The 17,269-nt window shown below is 73.1% G+C and carries 19 protein-coding genes; 12 read left to right on the forward strand and 7 right to left on the reverse strand.

All coding sequences use genetic code 11. The annotated features are described in order from the left end of the window. Positions 1-48: 48 nt before the first annotated feature. The gene (locus FXF51_RS55690) at positions 49-870 is read right to left on the reverse strand and encodes an NAD(P)H-binding protein (RefSeq protein WP_148442993.1); all 822 of its coding nucleotides are present in this window, start codon (positions 868-870) and stop codon (positions 49-51) included. Positions 871-1,019: 149 nt separating this feature from the next. On the opposite strand from FXF51_RS55690, the gene FXF51_RS55695 reads away from it, so the two are divergent. Further along, a complete protein-coding gene (locus tag FXF51_RS55695; RefSeq protein ID WP_148442994.1) occupies positions 1,020-2,333 on the forward strand; it encodes a serine hydrolase domain-containing protein in 1,314 nt (437 codons plus the stop codon). Here FXF51_RS55695 and FXF51_RS55700 read toward each other — a convergent pair. The 4 genes from FXF51_RS55700 to FXF51_RS55715 form a co-directional block, all read right to left on the reverse strand. Further along, positions 2,323-2,901 (reverse strand): TetR family transcriptional regulator, encoded by a 579-nt coding sequence (locus FXF51_RS55700; RefSeq protein ID WP_148442995.1) that lies wholly within the window; start codon positions 2,899-2,901, stop codon positions 2,323-2,325. The two genes, FXF51_RS55695 and FXF51_RS55700, sit on opposite strands and share 11 nt — an antisense overlap. A 46-nt stretch (positions 2,902-2,947) precedes the next feature. Further along, positions 2,948-3,799 carry a haloalkane dehalogenase gene (locus FXF51_RS55705; protein ID WP_148442996.1) on the reverse strand — a complete coding sequence of 284 codons (852 nt, stop codon included), beginning with the start codon at positions 3,797-3,799 and terminating at the stop codon, positions 2,948-2,950. Positions 3,800-3,814: 15 nt separating this feature from the next. Continuing rightward, positions 3,815-4,261, reverse strand: coding sequence for a pyridoxamine 5'-phosphate oxidase family protein (locus FXF51_RS55710; RefSeq protein ID WP_148442997.1), 447 nt, complete (start codon positions 4,259-4,261; stop codon positions 3,815-3,817). Positions 4,262-4,334: 73 nt separating this feature from the next. Further along, positions 4,335-5,150 (reverse strand): NAD(P)H-binding protein, encoded by an 816-nt coding sequence (locus FXF51_RS55715; RefSeq protein WP_148442998.1) that lies wholly within the window; start codon positions 5,148-5,150, stop codon positions 4,335-4,337. 86 nt (positions 5,151-5,236) lie between these two features. On the opposite strand from FXF51_RS55715, the gene FXF51_RS55720 reads away from it, so the two are divergent. From FXF51_RS55720 to FXF51_RS55750, 7 genes are all read left to right on the forward strand, one after another. Then, positions 5,237-5,800: a TetR/AcrR family transcriptional regulator gene (locus FXF51_RS55720; RefSeq protein ID WP_262380542.1), complete on the forward strand. Its 564-nt coding sequence runs from the start codon at positions 5,237-5,239 to the stop codon at positions 5,798-5,800. Between the two features lie 238 nt (positions 5,801-6,038). Then, positions 6,039-7,115: a hypothetical protein gene (locus FXF51_RS55725; protein ID WP_148443000.1), complete on the forward strand. Its 1,077-nt coding sequence runs from the start codon at positions 6,039-6,041 to the stop codon at positions 7,113-7,115. Positions 7,116-7,202: 87 nt separating this feature from the next. Further along, positions 7,203-7,916, forward strand: a complete 714-nt coding sequence (locus FXF51_RS55730; RefSeq protein ID WP_148443001.1) for an ABC transporter ATP-binding protein — start codon at positions 7,203-7,205, stop codon at positions 7,914-7,916. 2 nt (positions 7,917-7,918) lie between these two features. Continuing rightward, the gene (locus tag FXF51_RS55735) at positions 7,919-8,644 is read left to right on the forward strand and encodes an ABC transporter permease (RefSeq protein WP_148443002.1); all 726 of its coding nucleotides are present in this window, start codon (positions 7,919-7,921) and stop codon (positions 8,642-8,644) included. Beyond that, positions 8,638-9,816 carry a sensor histidine kinase gene (locus tag FXF51_RS55740; protein WP_148443003.1) on the forward strand — a complete coding sequence of 393 codons (1,179 nt, stop codon included), beginning with the start codon at positions 8,638-8,640 and terminating at the stop codon, positions 9,814-9,816. Before FXF51_RS55735 ends, FXF51_RS55740 begins: the two co-directional genes overlap by 7 nt. A 3-nt stretch (positions 9,817-9,819) precedes the next feature. Then, positions 9,820-10,455, forward strand: coding sequence for a response regulator (locus tag FXF51_RS55745; RefSeq protein ID WP_148443004.1), 636 nt, complete (start codon positions 9,820-9,822; stop codon positions 10,453-10,455). A gap of 103 nt (positions 10,456-10,558) precedes the next feature. Continuing rightward, a complete protein-coding gene (locus FXF51_RS55750; RefSeq protein ID WP_148443005.1) occupies positions 10,559-11,737 on the forward strand; it encodes an Ig-like domain-containing protein in 1,179 nt (392 codons plus the stop codon). Between the two features lie 4 nt (positions 11,738-11,741). On the opposite strand, the gene FXF51_RS55755 is transcribed toward FXF51_RS55750, so the two are convergent. Then, on the reverse strand, positions 11,742-12,425 hold the full coding sequence (locus tag FXF51_RS55755) for a maltokinase N-terminal cap-like domain-containing protein (RefSeq protein WP_148443006.1): 684 nt from the start codon (positions 12,423-12,425) through the stop codon (positions 11,742-11,744). A gap of 80 nt (positions 12,426-12,505) precedes the next feature. Continuing rightward, entirely contained in the window at positions 12,506-13,756 is a 1,251-nt protein-coding gene (locus FXF51_RS55760; RefSeq protein WP_148443007.1) for a GDSL-type esterase/lipase family protein, read from the reverse strand. Between the two features lie 116 nt (positions 13,757-13,872). Here FXF51_RS55760 and FXF51_RS55765 point away from each other — a divergent pair, with 116 nt between their 5' ends. From FXF51_RS55765 to FXF51_RS55780, 4 genes are all read left to right on the forward strand, one after another. Continuing rightward, positions 13,873-14,733 (forward strand): helix-turn-helix domain-containing protein, encoded by an 861-nt coding sequence (locus tag FXF51_RS55765; protein WP_148443008.1) that lies wholly within the window; start codon positions 13,873-13,875, stop codon positions 14,731-14,733. 25 nt (positions 14,734-14,758) lie between these two features. Further along, positions 14,759-15,355 (forward strand): sugar O-acetyltransferase, encoded by a 597-nt coding sequence (locus FXF51_RS55770; protein WP_148443009.1) that lies wholly within the window; start codon positions 14,759-14,761, stop codon positions 15,353-15,355. Beyond that, on the forward strand, positions 15,352-16,038 hold the full coding sequence (locus tag FXF51_RS55775; RefSeq protein ID WP_148443010.1) for a TetR/AcrR family transcriptional regulator: 687 nt from the start codon (positions 15,352-15,354) through the stop codon (positions 16,036-16,038). Before FXF51_RS55770 ends, FXF51_RS55775 begins: the two co-directional genes overlap by 4 nt. 125 nt (positions 16,039-16,163) lie before the next feature. Further along, positions 16,164-16,856, forward strand: coding sequence for a GntR family transcriptional regulator (locus tag FXF51_RS55780; RefSeq protein WP_148443011.1), 693 nt, complete (start codon positions 16,164-16,166; stop codon positions 16,854-16,856). Positions 16,857-17,269 lie beyond the last annotated feature (413 nt).

Raw genomic sequence — 17,269 nt, forward strand, 5'->3', positions numbered from 1 at the left:
GCGGGGTGCTCTGCGTCCGAGGGGGCGGAAGGCCGCGGGGTGCTCGGCTCAGAGAGGGCGGAAGGCGGCGGCGTGCTCGGCGGCCCACTGGGCGAACGTTCGTCCGGGACGGCCCGTGACGCGTTCCACGGTCGGCAGCACGACGGAGCCGGCGTCCGGCGGGTTCGCGCCGAGCTGGACCCCGAACTCGATCAGCTCGTCGCCCACCCCCGCCGCCCGCATGGCGGCGCGGTACTCCGCCTCGCTCTGCTCCTCGAACCGCAGCTCCCGCCCGATCGCCGCGCCGATCAGCCGCGTCCGCTGCTCCGGCGTGAGCGTCTCGGGCCCGGTCAGCAGGTACGTCTCCCCCGCGTGCCCCTCCTCGACCAGCGCCGCCACGGCGACGGCGGCGATGTCGGCCTCGTGCACCACGGCACCAGGATGGTTGCCGAAGACCCGCACCACCCCCTCCCGCCGGATGGAGTCGGCCCAGTCGAAGGCGTTGGCCATGAACTCGACGCACTGGAGCCGCGTCCACCTGAGCATCCCGGCCCGCAGCGCCTCCTCGACGGTGGACTCGTCCCAGCCGCTCAGCACGCTGACGCGCCGCACGCCGGCCTGGGCCGCCAGCTCGACCAGCTCCGGCCCGTTCTCCAGCGGCGCGCCGTCGTCCCCGCCGAACGTGATCAGGTGCAGCCCCGTCACGCCCTCCAGCGCGGGGGCCAGCGTCGCGGCCTCGGTCAGGTCGCCGCAGGCCACCTCGACGCCGTCGGGGAACGCGGCCTTGCCGGGGTTCCTGGTCAGCGCCCGTACGGGTACGCCGCGTCCGGCCAGCTCGCTCACGATGCGGCGGCCGACAGTCCCCGTGGCGCCGGTCACGAGAATCGTCATCCGTGTTCTCCTGTCCGATGGTTCTTGTCTGTCGGACAGGAGGCGCTACATGGGAAATAGCGCCCGCTAGGCGGCGGAAACGGCGCGGAAACGCCGTGCGCGGTTGCATCGTGCCCAGTCCGCGAAGATCACGACGAGAAGAGGCACCCATGACCGAATCCGCCGCCGAGCCGTCCGGGCGCACCGCGCACGACCTGCCCGGACGTGTCCACGGTCCGTCCCTGCACACCGCGCGCGACCTGCCCGGACGTGCCCACGGCCTGTCCCGGCGCACCGCGCTGGGCCTGTTGGGAGCCGTGCCCCTGACGGCGGGAGGCGTGGTGGCCGCGTCCGGCGTCGCCGCGGCGGCCGACCGCTCCGACGGGATCCCCGCCGACCTGCGGCCGGGCGGCGCGTTCGACCGGTACCTCAAGGACCTGGCTGAACGCGACCAGTTCTCCGGGACGGTGCTGCTGGCGCACCGCGGCCGGCACGTGCTGGCCCGCGCGTACGGCATGGCCGACAGGGAACGACGCGTCCCCAACGACCTGGACACGATCTACGCGATGGCCTCCGCCTCCAAGCCCTTCACCGGCCTGGCCGTGGTGCGGCTCGCCCAGCAGGGCAAGCTCAGGTTCTACGACAAGGTCGGCGCCCACCTGGACGGCTTCCCGGCGGAGATCGCCGAGAACGTCACCGTTCACCAGATGCTCACGCACACCTCAGGGATGACCGACCCCACCAACGACGCGACGGACCCGCGCGTCTTCACCAGCGTCGAGGAACGCAACCAGGACATCGCCGCCCGCGCCCGATCGCAGCGGCTGCGCTTCACGCCCGGCACCGCCAAGGAGTACTCCAGCATGGGCTACGAGGTGCTCGGCGAGCTGGTCGCGAAGGTGTCGGGGCAGCCGTTCCACGAGTACGTCCGCGAGCACGTCTTCGAGCGGGCGGGCATGGCCGACTCGGCCTACTTCACCAGGACGCGGTGGCTGGCGGACGAGCGCATCGCGCACCCGTACATGCTGCAGGAGGACGGCACGCGCGTCGACGGCGTGCGCAACCTGGACAAGGGCGGCGTCAGCGGGGTGAAGGGCAGCAACTCGGCCCGCGCGTTCATCGGGTCCGGCGGCGGGAACGGCTTCACGACCGCCCCCGACATGGTGCGCTTCGCGCTCGCGCTGCAACGCGACGAGCTGCTGAAGCGCGCCTACACCGAGCTGTACGTGAACGCGAAGGTGTCAGGCCCGCCCCTGCGGGAGGGCCCGGCGGATCCGCGCCGCGGGGAGGCGTTCCACGCGTACGGGCCGACCGCGTCCACCTTCAACGACCGCCGCTACATCTCCCACGGCGGCGGCATCGCGGGCGGCTCGACGAACTGGAGCATCTACCTCGACCTCGACTGGGTCGCGGTGGTGCTGTGCAACTACGACCTGCAGATCGAGCCGATCATCGAGCAGGAGCGCAGCCGGATCACCGCGTGAGCGGCTGCGCGCCGCCCGTCAGGTAGTGCTGCACCACCGGCCCGATGTCGCGGGCGAGCGTGTCGACGTCGGCGTCCGCCATCGGCGGGAAGCGCAGCACGTACCGGGTCAGTGCCAGGCCGAGGAGCTGCGTGGAGGCGAGCGCGGCGCGGTGCTCGGCGTCGGGCGCGCCGGTCAGGCGGGCGACGAGCGCGGTGATCTGCGTCGCGAACACCTCCCGCATCCGCTCAGCGGCCGTGGGGTTGGTGCTGGCGGAGCGGAGCAGCAGGATGAGCACGTCGTCGGCCTGCTCGCCCTCCCAGCGGGACAGGAAGTGCCGCACGATCAGCTCGCCGAGCCGCTCGCGCGGCGGCCGGGCGAGCTTGTCGAGCTGCAGGTCCACGTCCACGGCGGCGTGGAACAGCCCGGCCTTGCTGCCGTAGTAGCGCATGACCATGGACGGGTCCACGCCGACCAGGGAGGCGACCGCCCGGATCGTCATCGCCTCGTAGCCGCGCTCGACGAGCAGCTTCCTGGCAGCCGAGAGGATGGCGTTCCTGGTGGCTGCCGATCTCTCGGTGAATGCCATGACAACAAGTGTAGGCCAACACCCGTACGACTTGCATCCCGACCGGTCAGAGGTGCTTGGCCATCCACGCCGTGACCACCTCGGCGATCACCTCCGGATGGTCCTCCGGAGTGTGGTGGCCCGCGACCTCCTCGCGCTCCACCACCTCCAGGGACGCGATGTTCGCGCGGCACCAGTCGATGGTCTCCCGCGTCCACATCATGCCGGGGCCGGGCCGGAAGTCGATCAGCAGCTTCGGCACCTCGACGCTGGCGGCCAGCCACCGGTCGAACGCCTCGATCCTGGCCACCACGTCGGCGGGCTCGCCGTCCAGCGGCATCGAGCGGGCCCAGCGCAGCAGCGGCAGCCTGCTCTCCCTCGTCGGGTACGGCCGCAGGTACGCCTGCGTGTCCTCGTCGGCCATCGGCGTGGCGACGCTGCCGGGCAGGCCGCGCAGGAAGGCGTTGTCGTCGAGCATCATGGTCTCGCCGACACCGTCGGTCTTGATCGCCCGGAACAGCGGCCGGCCGCCCTCGGGGAACTCCTCCCAGGTCATCGGCTTGACGATGGCCTCGGTGAAGGCGATGCCGCGCACCCGGTCCGGGTGGCGGGCGGCCCAGTCGAACGCGAGCGCGCCGCCCCAGTCGTGGCCGACGAGCAGCACGTCGCGCAGGTCCAGGGCGTCGAACCAGGCGTCGAGGTAGCGGGCCTGGTCGGCGAAGGTGTAGTCGATGGCGGGCTTTCCTGAGTCGCCCATGCCGATCAGGTCGGGGGCCAGGCGGCGGCCCTGGCCGATGGCGGGCATGACGGCGCGCCACAGGTGAGAGGAGGTGGGGTTGCCGTGCAGGAAGACGATGGGGGCGCCGGTGCCGAGGTCGCGGTAGGAGATGGCGGAGTCGAGGACTTGCTGGATGGGCATGTCGTGCGGGTCCTTTCAGAGGTTCAGGTGCAGGAAGCGGTCCACCGCGATCTCGATCACGACCCGGCCTGGCGGGGCGGGCGGGGGTGAGAGGTAGCGGTGGGTGTAGCGGGTGGTGGCTTCGGCTATGCGGTGCGGGTCGTGGGAGACCGTGGCCCGGCCTTCCAGGGTGAGCCAGCGGAAGCCCGCGACCTGGCAGAGCGCCGCCCGGCCGCCGGGGGTGGCCGGGGTGGCAGGGACGGGGAGGGCTGCCGGGGTGGCGGGGGTGGTGGTCAAGTTGCGGGCTTTGCGGGAGGTGGCGACCGTCAGGACGCGGGCCAGGCCCGACTCCCGGTCCCAGGTGAAGCGGACGGGCACCACGTGCGGGGTGCCGTCGGGCCGCAGCGTGGTCAGGGTCGCCACGCCGGGCTCGGCCAGGAAGTCCCGCGCCGCGCGAGGCAGGCGGACGGTGGCGCCGGTCATCGGGAGCCCGCGATGCTACGGACGGGCGCGCCGGTCACCGGAAGGCCGCGACCATCAGAGGCGGTCACGCCGGTCACCGGAAGGCCACGGCGTTGCGGGCCGCCCAGTCGGCGAAGGTGCGCGGGGCGCGGCCGAGGAGCCGTTCCACGTCCGGGCTGACCCGCCGCTCCTCCTCGGTCGGCGTCCCGAGGATGGCCAGCGTCCCCTCGACGGCCTGCTCAGGCATGAAGCCCAGCATCTGTGCCCGAGCCTCCTCCCTGCTCTGCTCGACGAACCGCACCTCAGCCCCCACCGCCTCACCGATCACGGCGGCCCGCTCCCGCGGCGAGACGGGCCCCGGCCCGGTCAGTACGTACGTCCGCCCCGCATGCCCGTCCTCACGCAACACCACGGAAGCGACCTCCGCGATGTCGGCCGGATCGATGACGGGCAGGGCCACGTCGGCGAACGGCGCGGCGGCCGTGCGGTGCGCGCGGATCGGCTCGGCCCAGGCGAACGCGTTGGAGGCGAACCCGCCCGGCCGCAGGATCGTCCACTCCAGCCCCGACTCGCGCACGGCCTCCTCGAAGGCGACCGGATGCCCGTACAAGCCCGGCCTGGTCCCCGCGCCCTGTGAGGAGAGCAGCACCACGCGCCGGACCCCGCCCGCCGCAGCCGCTTCGAGCACGGCGCGCGGCTCGTCCCCGGCGACGAGCAGGAACAGCGCACCGGCCCCCTCGAAGGCGGCCTTCAGACCGGCGGGATCCCCCAGGTCTCCGGCGCTGTGCCGCGCACCGCCGGGGAGGGGCGCGGGACGCCGGGAGACGGCGGTGACCTGCTCGCCTGCGGCGGCGAGCAGCCGCACCAGCTCGCTTCCGACGTTCCCGGTGGCACCTGTGACGACGAACATGGAACACTCCTCAGGAGTTAGTTAGTTGACTGACTCAGTGCCACGACCATAGCGGGATGCCAAGCGGCGTGTCTATAGTTAGTCAGGTGACTAACTCAACACGGGCGGGGAAGCGGGAGCGGCTCGCGGGCGCCGCCGTACGGGTGCTGCACGAGCAGGGCGTCGAGAAGACCACCCTCGCCGACATCGCGCGCGCGGCCGACGTTCCCGTGGGCAACGTCTACTACTACTTCAAGACCAAGGACCAGCTCGTCGAGGCGGCCATCGAGGAGCACGGCCACCACCTCGACACCATGATCGAGACGCTGGAGCGGCTCGGCACGCCACAGGAGCGGCTCAAGGCGCTGCTGCGGGGCTGGATCGGCGAGAGCGACCTCACCGCCAAGTACGGCTGCCCGACCGGCACGCTCGCCGCCGAGCTCGACAAGCGCGACGACGGCCTCGACCGCGCCATCGCCCAGGTCATGGGGCGGATGGTCGACTGGGTGGAGAGCCAGTTCGCGGCCATGGGGCGGGCGGACGCGCGGGAGCTGGCGGTCGCCCTGTTCGCCGCGTACCAGGGGGCGGCGCTGCTGACCAACACCTTCCGCGACCCCGGCCTGATGCGGACGGAGGGCCACCGGCTGGAACGCTGGATCGACTCGCTCTGATTCGCCGACCGGCCACCCGGGCGTCGCCGTCACGACAACCCGATGAAGCAGGCCTGAAGCCCGCGCGCCGTAGCCTCACGCCCGAGGCGCCCATGGCGCTTGCGGCCTGCTCCACGAGGGTCTCCCGGCGCGGGGGCGGGGAGACCCCGCCTGGCGGAAAATGCTTCGTGCACGCAGCGTCATCACTCGTACACTGACCATCACTGGCACACCCCGGTTCTGGTCGGGAGAGGCGCGGATGAGCACGGAGCTGGAAGGGGTCGCCGGGGCGCAGGCTCGTGGCGGCCTGGAGTCGGTGACGCGGCACGAGGAGCTGGTGCGGCTGCTGGCGGAGCAGTTCGCGCGGGCGGACGTGTCGTTGCGGGAGTTGCAGGCCCGGGCCGATCGGGCCGGTGGGACGCGGCTGCCCCGGGCCACCTGCGCCGACATGCTGGCGGGGCGGCGGTTCCCGAAGAAGGCGGTGATGGTGGCGTTCCTGCGGGGGTGCCGGGTGCCCGAGCATCGGCTGCCCGCGTGGGAGCGGGCGTGGGAGCGGGTACGGGTGGCGCGGCTGGCGGCCATGGCGGCACGGGCGCAGGCGGAGGCTCAGGCGCAGCTCAGTGCGCTGGCCACGGTCGCGTCGCCACTGCGCGTCACGCCTGCCGCGACGGTGGAACGCGACGAGGCGGCGCCACAGGACGAGCCGGAAGCGGCGGCTCAGGCGGGCGGGACGTGCGTGGACACGTCGCCGGGCAAGGAGCGGGCGCGGGGCCGGTCGCTGGGGGTCGCCGTGCTCGCCTCGCTGGCCGCCGCCATCCTGGGCCTCCTGGTAGGAACCTGGCTGCCACACCGAACCACCCCGGAACCCCCCACCATCGCGGACGACGGCCGCGCGTTCGGCCCCGGCGGTTCGAGCCGCTTCACCGTGACAGTGCACCCGTCCAACACAGGCGTCCGCCTGACCCGCCGCCTCGACGCGGGCATCGGCGAGCAGCACGCCACCATCACGGTGAACGGAACCCAGGCAGCCACCTGGCGCCCGCTGCCGGCACGCGAAACGTACCGATGGCAGGACCAGACGGCGGAGCTCCCGCCGTCACTGACCACCGGCCGCGGCTCGCTGACCGTCGTCAACACGTTCGTCTCGTCCGAGCAGGACTTCAACGAGTTCAGGTACGTCGTCGAACAACGGATCAACGGCCGCTGGCGAACCGCCGACACTCTCGACGTGGGCCCCCGGCACCTCGCCGGCGAGGCCGCCCACGGCTACGCGATCACCGGCCCCCAGACGTTCGCCGACGTGCGGGAGTTCGCCTACCCGCCGCGTCGGTCGTGAGCTGCCGCCACGGCAGCTTTTTCCCGGGCGGGGGGGTCAACCGATCGGTGGATATCGGGGCGGGCACGGGCGGAAGATCCTCGATGCATGACAGTCATCGAGATCACCGACCTGCGTAAGAGCTACCAGGGCAACCAGGCCGTGAACGGCGTCTCCCTCACGGTGGGGCGCGGCGAGATCTTCGGGCTCGCCGGCCCCAACGGGGCGGGGAAGACCTCGGTCGTGGAGTGCGTGTCGGGGCTGCGCCGTCCCGACAGCGGCAGCGTGCGGGTGCTGGGCCTGGACCCGCACGGCGGCGACCGGCGCGCGTTGCAGCAGCGCATCGGCGCGCAACTGCAGGAGGCGGCGCTGCCTGACGGGATCAAGGTGGGTGAGGCGCTGCGGATGTACGCCTCCTTCTACGACCGTCCCGCCGACTATCGGGCGCTCATGGACGAATGGGGCCTGACCGCGAGGAAGGGCAGCCGGTTCGGCGGGCTGTCCGGCGGCTGGAAGCAGCGGCTGTTCATCGCCCTGGCGCTGGTGGGCAACCCCGAGGTGGTCCTGCTCGACGAGCTGACCACGGGCCTGGATCCGGACGCCCGCCGTACGACGTGGGGTCTGATCCGCGCGATGCGCGAGCGCGGCGTGACCGTCGTGATGGTCACGCACTTCATGGACGAGGCGGAGGCGCTCTGCGACCGCGTCGCCATCATCGACGGCGGCCGCGTGACCGCCCAGGGCAGCCCCCGCGAGCTGATCGGCCAGGCCGGCACCGGCTCGCTCGAGGACGCCTACTTCGCACTCACCGGAAGGAACTGACCATGAAGGGCTTCGCCAACGTCGTCGCCGTCGAGCTCAAGCTGGGCCTGCGCGACCCCATGTCCGCGTTCTTCGCGCTGGCCTTCCCGCTGATCATGCTCTGGGTCAAGCTGCGCGGCGGGAACAAGCCGCTGCCGGGCGGGGTGCCGGTCGTGGACGCGACCGTGCCGATGCTGGCCGTCTTCGTCATCGGGCTGGCCACGCTGGTGGTGCTGCCCGCCACGCTGGCCCAGTACCGGGAGCGGGGCGTGCTGCGGCGGCTGCGCGTCACCCCGGCCGCGCCGGCCATGCTGTTCGGCGCGCAGTGGATCGCCCACACGCTGCTGGCGGTGGCCGGGACGGCGCTGATCGTCGCCGTCGGAGCCGCCGGGTTCGGGCTGGCGGCTCCGGCGAGCCTGCCCGGCGTGCTGCTGGGCTGGCTGCTCGGCGCGCTCAGCCTGGGCGCGATCGGGCTGCTGCTGGGCGCGGTGGTGCCGAGCGGGCGGGCGGCTACCGTGGTCGGGCTCGGGTTGTTCTTCCCCATGGTGTTCCTGTCGGGGGCCGTCATCCCGCGCGAGACGATGTCGGGCTCCATGCGGGCGATCGGCGACCTGATGCCGATGGCGCCCGTGGTGCGGGCGGTCCGCGACGGGTGGGAGGGCGTTCCCGCCTCGGGGGCTACGCTGGGGATCATGGTGGCTGTCACGGTGGTGGCGGGCGGCGTCGCGCTGAAGGCGTACCGGTGGTGACGTTCAGGCGCTGGGACCGGGTCCTGGCGGCGCTGCCGTACCTGCTCGTCCTGCTGCCCGCGCTGTTCTCCCTGCTGCGGGAGTGGCGGGTGGAGGTGCTGGCCCTGGCGCTGTTCTCGGTGGCCTGGCACTGGGTGGTCGTGACGGCGCACCCCGGCTGGATCGCCCGCCGCTGGGTGGTGATCGTGCACTTCGTGGTGCTGCTGGCGACCGTGGCGGCGCTGGTGCGGATCGACACGGTGTTCACGGTGACCGGGGTGGGGGCGTTCCTGCAGTGCTTCGCCCTGCTGCCCGGCCTGTGGGCGTACGCCGGGGTGGCGGTGACGGTCGGCCTGCTCGTCGCCGCCCGCCCGGCCGACGGGCGGACCCCCGTGGAGCTGCTCGCGTCCTTCGTCGTGGGGGTGCTGATCTCCTCGATGGCGGGCCTGGTCTTCCAGACGGTCGCCGAGCAGAACGAGCGGCTCAAGCAGACCACCGCCAGGCTGGCCGCGCTCGCCGAGGAGAACGCGAACCTGCAGTCGCAGCTCCTGACCCAGGCCCGTGAGGCGGGCGTGCTGGGCGAGCGCCAGCGGATGGCCAGGGAGATCCACGACACCATCGCGCAGGGCCTGACGGCGATCCTCACCCAGCTCGAAGCGCTCGGCGACGTGCCGGGCGCCGGCGAGCGGCTGGACACGGTGCGCGGCCTGGCCAGGGAGAGCCTGGCCGAGGCGCGCCGCTCGGTGCACGCGCTGCGGCCCGTGCCGCTGGAGGAGAGCACGGGGTTCGCGGCGGCCCTGTCCGAGGTGGCGGAGCGGTGGTCGCGGGTGTCGGGGGTGCCCGCCGCCGTGTCCGTGACGGGCGACGCCCGGCCGCTGCACGCCGAGGTGGAGAGCACGCTGTTACGGGTGGCGCAGGAGGCGCTGGCCAACGTCGCCAAGCACGCCTCGGCCGCCCGGGTGGTCCTGACGCTCTCCTACATGGACGACGTGGTCGCCCTGGACGTGCGCGACGACGGGACGGGCTTCGTGCACGAGCCCGGCGAACCCGGCGAGTCGAGCGGGTTCGGGCTCATCGGGATGCGGCAGCGCGTCATCCGCCTGGCGGGCAGCTTCGCCGTCGAGACCGCCCCTGGCCAGGGCACCGGGATCTCCGCCACCGTACCCGCCATCCCCGCCCCCGCGAGGTCGTGAGCCATGCCGATTCGCCTGATCATCGTGGACGATCACCCGATGGTGCGCGACGGGCTGCGCGGGATCTTCGCCACCGGCGACTTCGAGGTCGTCGGCGAGGCGGCCGACGGCCGGGAGGCGCTGGCGGTGGCGCTGCGCACCTGCCCCGACGTGGTCCTGCTCGACCTGCGGATGCCGCACATGAGCGGCGTCGAGGTCATCCGCCGCCTGCGCGAGCAGCAGCCGGACGTGCGGGTGCTGGTCGTGACCACGTTCGACGACGACGCCGACGTGCTGCCCGCCATCGAGCAGGGCGCGACCGGCTACCTGCTGAAGGACACCCCGCGCGACGAGCTGCGGCGCGCGGTGCTGGCCGCGGCCAGGGGCGAGACGGTCCTGTCGCCCACGGTGGCCGGGGTGCTGAGCCAGAAGGCCCGCGAGGCTCCCGCCCGGGTGCTGAGTCCGCGGGAGGTGGAGGTGCTCGCCCTCATCGCGCGGGGGGCGACCAACCGGGAGATCGCCGGGAGGCTGTTCATCACGGAGGCGACGGTGAAGACGCATCTGCTGCACGTCTTCGCCAAGCTCGGGGTGAAGGACCGGGCCGCGGCGGTGGCCGCGGCGTACGAGAGCGGCCTGCTCAAGCCCGCCTCGCGGGGCTGACGCACCTGTTGGTGCCGTTTCCGCATGATTACTCTGAGTGACGGGCATAACCCTTCTCGTCCCGAAGAGGGACCATGTGTCGGGAGAAGTAAGGACATCGGCGATGCGGAACGGCGGCACCATACTCATCAGCACGTCCACGGTGATGCTGCTCCTGCTGGCCGGGTGCACCTCGGCCGAGCAGCCCGTCAAGGTCCAGAAGCAGGTCGCGCCGCCGCCTCCCGCGCTGGCGATCTCACCCGCCCACGGCACGAAGAAGGTGCCGCCGGACATCGGCATCGGCGTCAAGGTCACCGACGGCCGGGTCACCGCGCTGACCGTCCTGGACGCCAAGGGGCACGAGATCGCCGGGAACCTGGGCCCGGACGGGACGTGGCGGCCCACCTGGCCGCTCAAGCCGTCCACCGCCTACACGGTGCGGGCGCAGGCCACCGGCGCCGACGGCAGGCAGACCGTCACGGAGCGCTCCGCGTTCACCACGCTGAAGCCGAAGCACGTGCTGGAGACCGGCCTGTCGCCACTCAACGGCGAGAAGGTCGGCGTCGGGATGCCGATCCAGATCCTGCTGTCCAAGCCGGCCAGCCGGCTGGAGGATCGGGTCGCGGTCGAACGGTCGCTGACGGTGCACATGTCCAAGCCGGTGGAGGGCTCGTGGAGCTGGGTGAGCGACCGGGAGGTGCAGTTCCGGCCGCGCGCGTACTGGCCGGCCGGCGAACGGGTCACGGTCGTCGCGCACCTGGCCGGCCTGCGGATCGGACGGGGCGTGTGGGGCGCCAGGGACCGCAGCGTGACGTTCACCGTCGGGCCCGAGCACATCACCACGATCCGCAACAAGACCCACCGGGCGATCGTGCGCAAGAACGGCGAGGTCGTCCGTAAGATCCCCGTCAGCCTGGGCAAGCCGGGCTTCGAGAGCTGGTCCGGCACCATGATCGCCCAGGAGAAGGCGGAGAACTTCCTCATGGACTCCGCCACCATCGGCATCCCGGGCGAGTATCTGCACCACACCAAGTGGAACGTCCGGATGACCTACAGCGGCATGTTCTTCCACGCCGCGCCATGGTCCACCGGGGCACAGGGGCACCGCAACGTCAGCCACGGCTGCGTGAACGCCGGGACCGGCGACGCCCGCTGGTTCTACAACTTCACCCAGCGGGGCGACATCATCAAGGTCACCGGGACTTCGCAAAGGCTCCAGTTCGGCAACGGGCCGACGCCGTGGGCCAAGTCGTGGGAGGAGTGGCTGGCGGGCAGCGCGATCAAGACCGCTACCGACGCCTGACCTCTCACTCGCTCAGAACGGCCAGCAGGCCTCGGACGCGGGTGCCGTCGAGCAGGTTCCAGGCACCCGCCACATAGCCGGTCACCCCCGGCCCCGCGCCGTCCGCGCCGTTCCCGCCGTCCGCGCCGTCCGCGCCGTTCGAGGCGTTCGAGGCGTTCGCGTCCGGGTGCAGGAGCCGGCGCACGCGCAGCACCGTCCCGTCCGGCGCGCGCAGCTCCGTGCCCTCGCGATCGTCGTCGGCGGCGGCGAGCCCCGAGGGGACGGGACCGGAGCAGGAGCGGGTGACCTCCCGATCGGGCGTGTCGCTGGCGTTCTGGTCCTGAGCCTCCGCCTTGCCCCCGATCAGCGCCAGCAACTGGCCGACCAGCACCGGGTCGTGGCACCCGTCGTACGCCCAGCGCCGCCCCAGCACCCCGTGCTCCATGGTCCCGACGAGCGCGTGCTCCGCCCCGTCGAGCGGCGCGCCCCGGTAGGTCAGCGGCACCAGGTAGGACGCGGGCTCGGGCCCCGAGACGTCGGTGACCACCATGAACTCGATGCCGACCGCCCCCTCGGGATCGTCCAGCCGGAAACCGCCCGCCTTGACGAGCTCCGGCGCGCCACCCCGGTACCACGGGCGGGTGGGCAACCAGGCGGTGAGCAGCTCCAGCTTGGTCGGCTTGAGTTCGGTGCGGTGGATGACGGCCATGCCGGTGGTGCCTCTTTCTGGTCGTACGTCGCGATCACCACATCTTGCCATCCATCCACCGGCACGGCGTTCAGAGCAGTTCAGAGCAGTAGGTCGGCGAGGTTCACCGCAGCACCCATGGCCTGGGCGCCGACGTCGTTGAGGTGCATCCCGTCGCCCGCGTCGAACTCCGGCCTGATGAAGTCGGGCTCGTCCGGCTTCTCGACCGCCTTGGCCACGTCGAAGACCCCGTCGAACGCCGCACCCGTACGGATCCACTCGTTCACCCGCCGCCGCGCCGCCACCCCCTCCGGCGTGCTCACCCCCGGATAGATCGCACCGGCGAACGGCCCGATCGTGGCGGCCAGCACCCTCATGCCCGCCGCCCGCACCCGCCCGCCCAGCTCGGTGAACCCGGCGATCAGGTCCTCGGCCGTCGCGGGCGGCGCCCCGGCCATGCCCGGCAGGCCGAGGTCGTTGATGCCGAAGTGCACGAGGACGTGCGTCGCGCCCGGCACGGACAGCGCGTCCCGCTCCAGGCGGGCCAGGCCGTGCTCGCCGATCTCGTCCACCAGCAGCCGGTTGCCCGCGATGCCCTGGTTGACCACCCAGCCGCGTGGCAGGCGCGCGTTCAGCACGTCCACCGAGCGCCGGTCGGCGCCCATCGTGGTGCCCACGCCCTCGAACCACGAGTCGCCGAACGCGACCCCGATCGACGTGCCGCGCGGCGCACGCACGTCCACGCCGGACACGTAGAAGCGGGCGGCGACCTGCTCCGCGCCGGGCAGCGCGGGGGCGCTCACCTGGTCGCCCGGCGCGACGTAGGCCGTTTCCATCGGCTGGTGGGAGAAGGTCGCGGGCTCCGTCCCGCCCGGCACGTACAGGCTCAGCACCAGGTGCTCGCCCGCCCGCACGACCAGCTCCACCGGGTCGCCGACGACCTCGCCGCCCGCCGGGATCGTCACCTCGCCCGCCCCACCGAACCGCACCTCCCGCTCGGTCCCGGGCACGATCGCGTCACCGGACCGCACCCCGCCACCGGCCGCGTCACCGGACCGCGCCTCGCCACCGGCCGCGTCACCGGACCGCGCCTCTCGCCCGGTCTCCGGCACGAACCCATCGCCGGTCGGGCGCAGCGCCACCCGAACGGCCCCGATCGTCAGCGGCGCGCGGCCATAGCGGTTGGTGAGCCGGACGCGCACCTGGTCGCCGCCTCCGGCCAGCACGAGCGCCTGGCGTACCGTCTCGTCACGGAAACCGCGCGACTCGGCCAGCTTGATCTGCTCGTACGGGCTGATCACGCCCGAGCGGAACCCCGCCACCCACGCGCGGCCCTCACCTGCGTCTGTCATGAACGTCCCCCAAACTCGTGGATGGCGACCAGCTTGGATCACCGGACGCCGCCCGAGCCAGACCCCCGCCTTGCCTACGCAACGTTTGATCAGGCGGCTGGCTAGCATGGTCCGACGTGCGCCACGACAAGGGTAAGGACCGGGAGCTCGCCGCGTTCCTGCAGTCCAGGCGGGCCCGGCTGCGCCCGGAGGACGTCGGGCTGGCCGCGTCAGGGGAGCGGCGGCGCGTGCCGGGGCTGCGCCGCGAGGAGCTGGCGGCGCTGGCCGGGGTGAGCATCGCCCACTACACGCGGCTGGAGCAGGGCAACGCGCGCAACGTGTCGGCCGCCGTGCTCGACGCGGTCGCCCGCGCGCTGCGCCTCACCGAGGACGAACGCCTCTACCTGCACCGCCGCGCCCACCCCGAGCCGGCCCCGCCGGTGGAGACCCCGGCGCTGCGGCCGGGGCTGCGCCAGTTGCTCGCGTCCATGGAGACCGTCCCCGCGCTCATCCTCGACAGCGACACGACGGTCGTCGCCTGGAACCGGCTGGGCGCGGCCCTGTGGGCCGACTTCGCCGTGGTCCCGCGCGAGCGGCGCAGCATCAGTCACCTGCTCTTCCTGAACGCGGACTTCCGCCGGCTGCACGGCGACCAGCTATCCAGGGTGGCGCGGGAGGCGGTCGCGCACCTGCGTACGCTGGCCGCCCGCTACCCCGGGGACGCCGCCCTGGCCGCGCACATCGCGCGGATGCGGGCGGAGAGCCCCGAGTTCGACGGCCTCTGGAACGCCCTGCACGTGCGCGGCGTCACACACCGCGTCTACCGTCTGGAGCATCCGCAGGTGGGCGCCATCGAGGTGCACGGTGAGCTGCTGCCGCTGCCGGACGATCCGCCCCTGCGGCTCGACCTGTTCACGACGGTCCCGGGCTCCGCCTCCCAGGCGGCTCTGCGGCGGCTGGCGGCCGTCGGCACGCGGCCGGCGTCGCAGGACTGCTGACGGAATCTTATGTACGCTCGTACACATGATACCTGACGTGGACAACCGCACGATGCGCGAACGGATGCTCGCCGGCGACCTCTACCTCGCCGACGACCCTGAGCTGGGCGAGCACCTGCTGCGCGCCGCCGACCTGATGGAGGCGTACAACGGGTCGTCGGCCCGCGACCCGCAGCTCCGGCAGCGGCTGCTGGAAGACCTGCTGGGGGCCGTCGGTGAGGGGACCGTGATCCGGCCGCCGCTGTGGGTCGACTACGGCAGCCACATCCGCATCGGCGCCCGCTCGTTCGCCAACTTCGGTCTCGTCGCCCTGGACGTGGCTTCGATCACCATCGGCGACGACGTGCAGATCGGGTCGAACGTGCAGCTCATGACGCCGACGCATCCGGTGGATCCGGAGCTGCGGCGGGCCAAGTGGGAGGCCGCCAAGCCGATCGTCATCGGCGACAACGTGTGGCTGGGGAGCGGGGCGATCGTGCTGGCCGGGGTCACCATCGGGGAGAACACCGTGGTCGGGGCCGGGGCGGTGGTCACCCGGGATCTGCCGGCGAACGTGGTGGCGGTGGGGAATCCCGCCCGGGTGATTCGTACGATCGAGCCGGGCGCGACAGAGGCGAGATGAACGGGCCGCCGCGCGATCGGGGCGACCCGAGCGGGACTCGGCCCGATCCGAGCGGACTCCCGCACCATCGGAGCGACCCGAGCGGGACTGGGCACGATCGGGCCGGGCGCGGCGCGGAGGACGCGAGCGGGGCCGCGCCACGGAGGCGGGCGCGGCGGCACGATCCCGGGCGGCGGGATCGGCTGATCGACGCCGCCCTCGCCGTCATCGCCGAGCGCGGCGTCGCCGGGACGACGCACCGGGAGATCGCCCGCGCCGCCGACGTGCCGCTCGGCTCGATGACGTACCACTTCACGTCGCTGGAGGAGGTGCTCGCCGAGGCGTTCACCCGGCACGCCGACGCGGTGGCGCGCGTCTTCGACGAACGCATGAGCGCCGCCCGCGACCCGGACGAGGCGGCCGAGGCGGTCATCGCGATGGTCTCGGCCGACCTGCTCGGCTCGCGGCACGACCTGGTCCTCTCCGTGGAGCTGTACGTGGCCGCGGCGCGCAACCCCGCCCTGCGCGCCGTCACCCAGGCGTGGATGGCGCGCAGCCGCCGGGCGCTGGAGCGCCACTTCGACGCCACCACGGCCAGGGAGCTGGACGCGCTCATCGAGGGCCTCGTCCTGCACAGCGCCCTGTCGACGGACCCGATGACGCCCGAGCAGATCCGCCACGCCATCCTCCGCCACCTACGCTGACGCGCCCGCCGGACGCCGAGCCGGGGCGGGCGACACACGGGACGTTCGGGGCATGGCGGGTGGCAGGCCGGAGAGCAGGAATACTCCGGGAGCAACGAGCATCTCCTCCGAAGCACAAGGTGATCATGGTGGAAGTCAGGGAACACGCCGACGCGCAGGACAAGACCTCGCGCACCCGGCACGACGAGGCGTACGAGGGGCTGCGCTCGCTGCTGCTGTCGGGCGGCATCGAACCCGGCGCCCGCCTCACCGAGGCGGAGCTGACCAGCAGGTTCAACGTCTCCCGCAGCACCATGCGCTCGGTGCTGGTCCGGCTGACCCAGGAGGGGTACGTCACCAGCGAGGTGAACCGCGGGGTGCGCACGCGCAGCTTCTCCGTCGAGGAGGCGGCGGACATCCTGGAGGCGCGCGAGGTGCTGGAGTCGGCGCTGGCGGGCAAGGCCGCGGAGCGGGCCACCGCGGAGGAGATCGAGGAGTTGCGCCGGACGCTGGAGTTCATGGAGGACTGCGAGGCGCGGGGTGATCAGGCGGCGTACTCGCAGGGGAACCGCACGTTCCATCAGCAGGTGAAGGCGGCGGCGCATCAGCGGACTTTGGCCAGGGCGTATGACACGCTGCTGTATCCGCTGGTGATGCGGCAGTATCGCAACCTGTCCGCGCAGCATCCGCGGGCCGGCTCGTTAGAGGAGCATCAGGCGATCCTCCTGGCCATCGTGACGCGCAATCCTGAGGCGGCGGTGGCCGCGATGCGGCATCACGTCGCGTCCGCCAGGCAGGCGCTGCTCCTGCGCCCGCCGTCCGAGCAGACGCCCGGCTGACGTCCGGAGCGTCCGGGCTGCCCCGCACGCCTCGCTCGCCCGTCCTCGCCGGCCCGCTCCGGTCCGCTGAGCGGGCGGCGGGCCTTGCAGGGCAGGCGGGCGGCAAACGGGCGAACCAGGCGAGCGGGTGAGCAGGCGGGCAGCCGAGCAGGGCGGGCGAGCAGGGCGGGGCGGGGCGGAGGAGCGGCGGGGGGGGGGGGCGGGGGGGGGGGGGGGGCGCCCCCCCCCCCCCCCCCCCCCCCGGGCGCCCCCCCCCCCCCCCCCCGGGGGGGGGGGGGGGGCGCCCCCCCCCCCCCCCCGGCCGCCCGCCCCCCCCCCCCCCCCCCCCCCCACCCCCCCTCCCCCCCCCCCCCCCCCCCCCCCCCCCCCCCCCCCCCCCCCCCCCCCCCCCCGCGGCGCCCCCCGGGGGGCCC

Origin of the sequence: Nonomuraea sp. PA05, from assembly GCF_008086045.1 — a bacterium.
GTDB classification, from domain to species: Bacteria; Actinomycetota; Actinomycetes; order Streptosporangiales; family Streptosporangiaceae; genus Nonomuraea; species Nonomuraea monospora.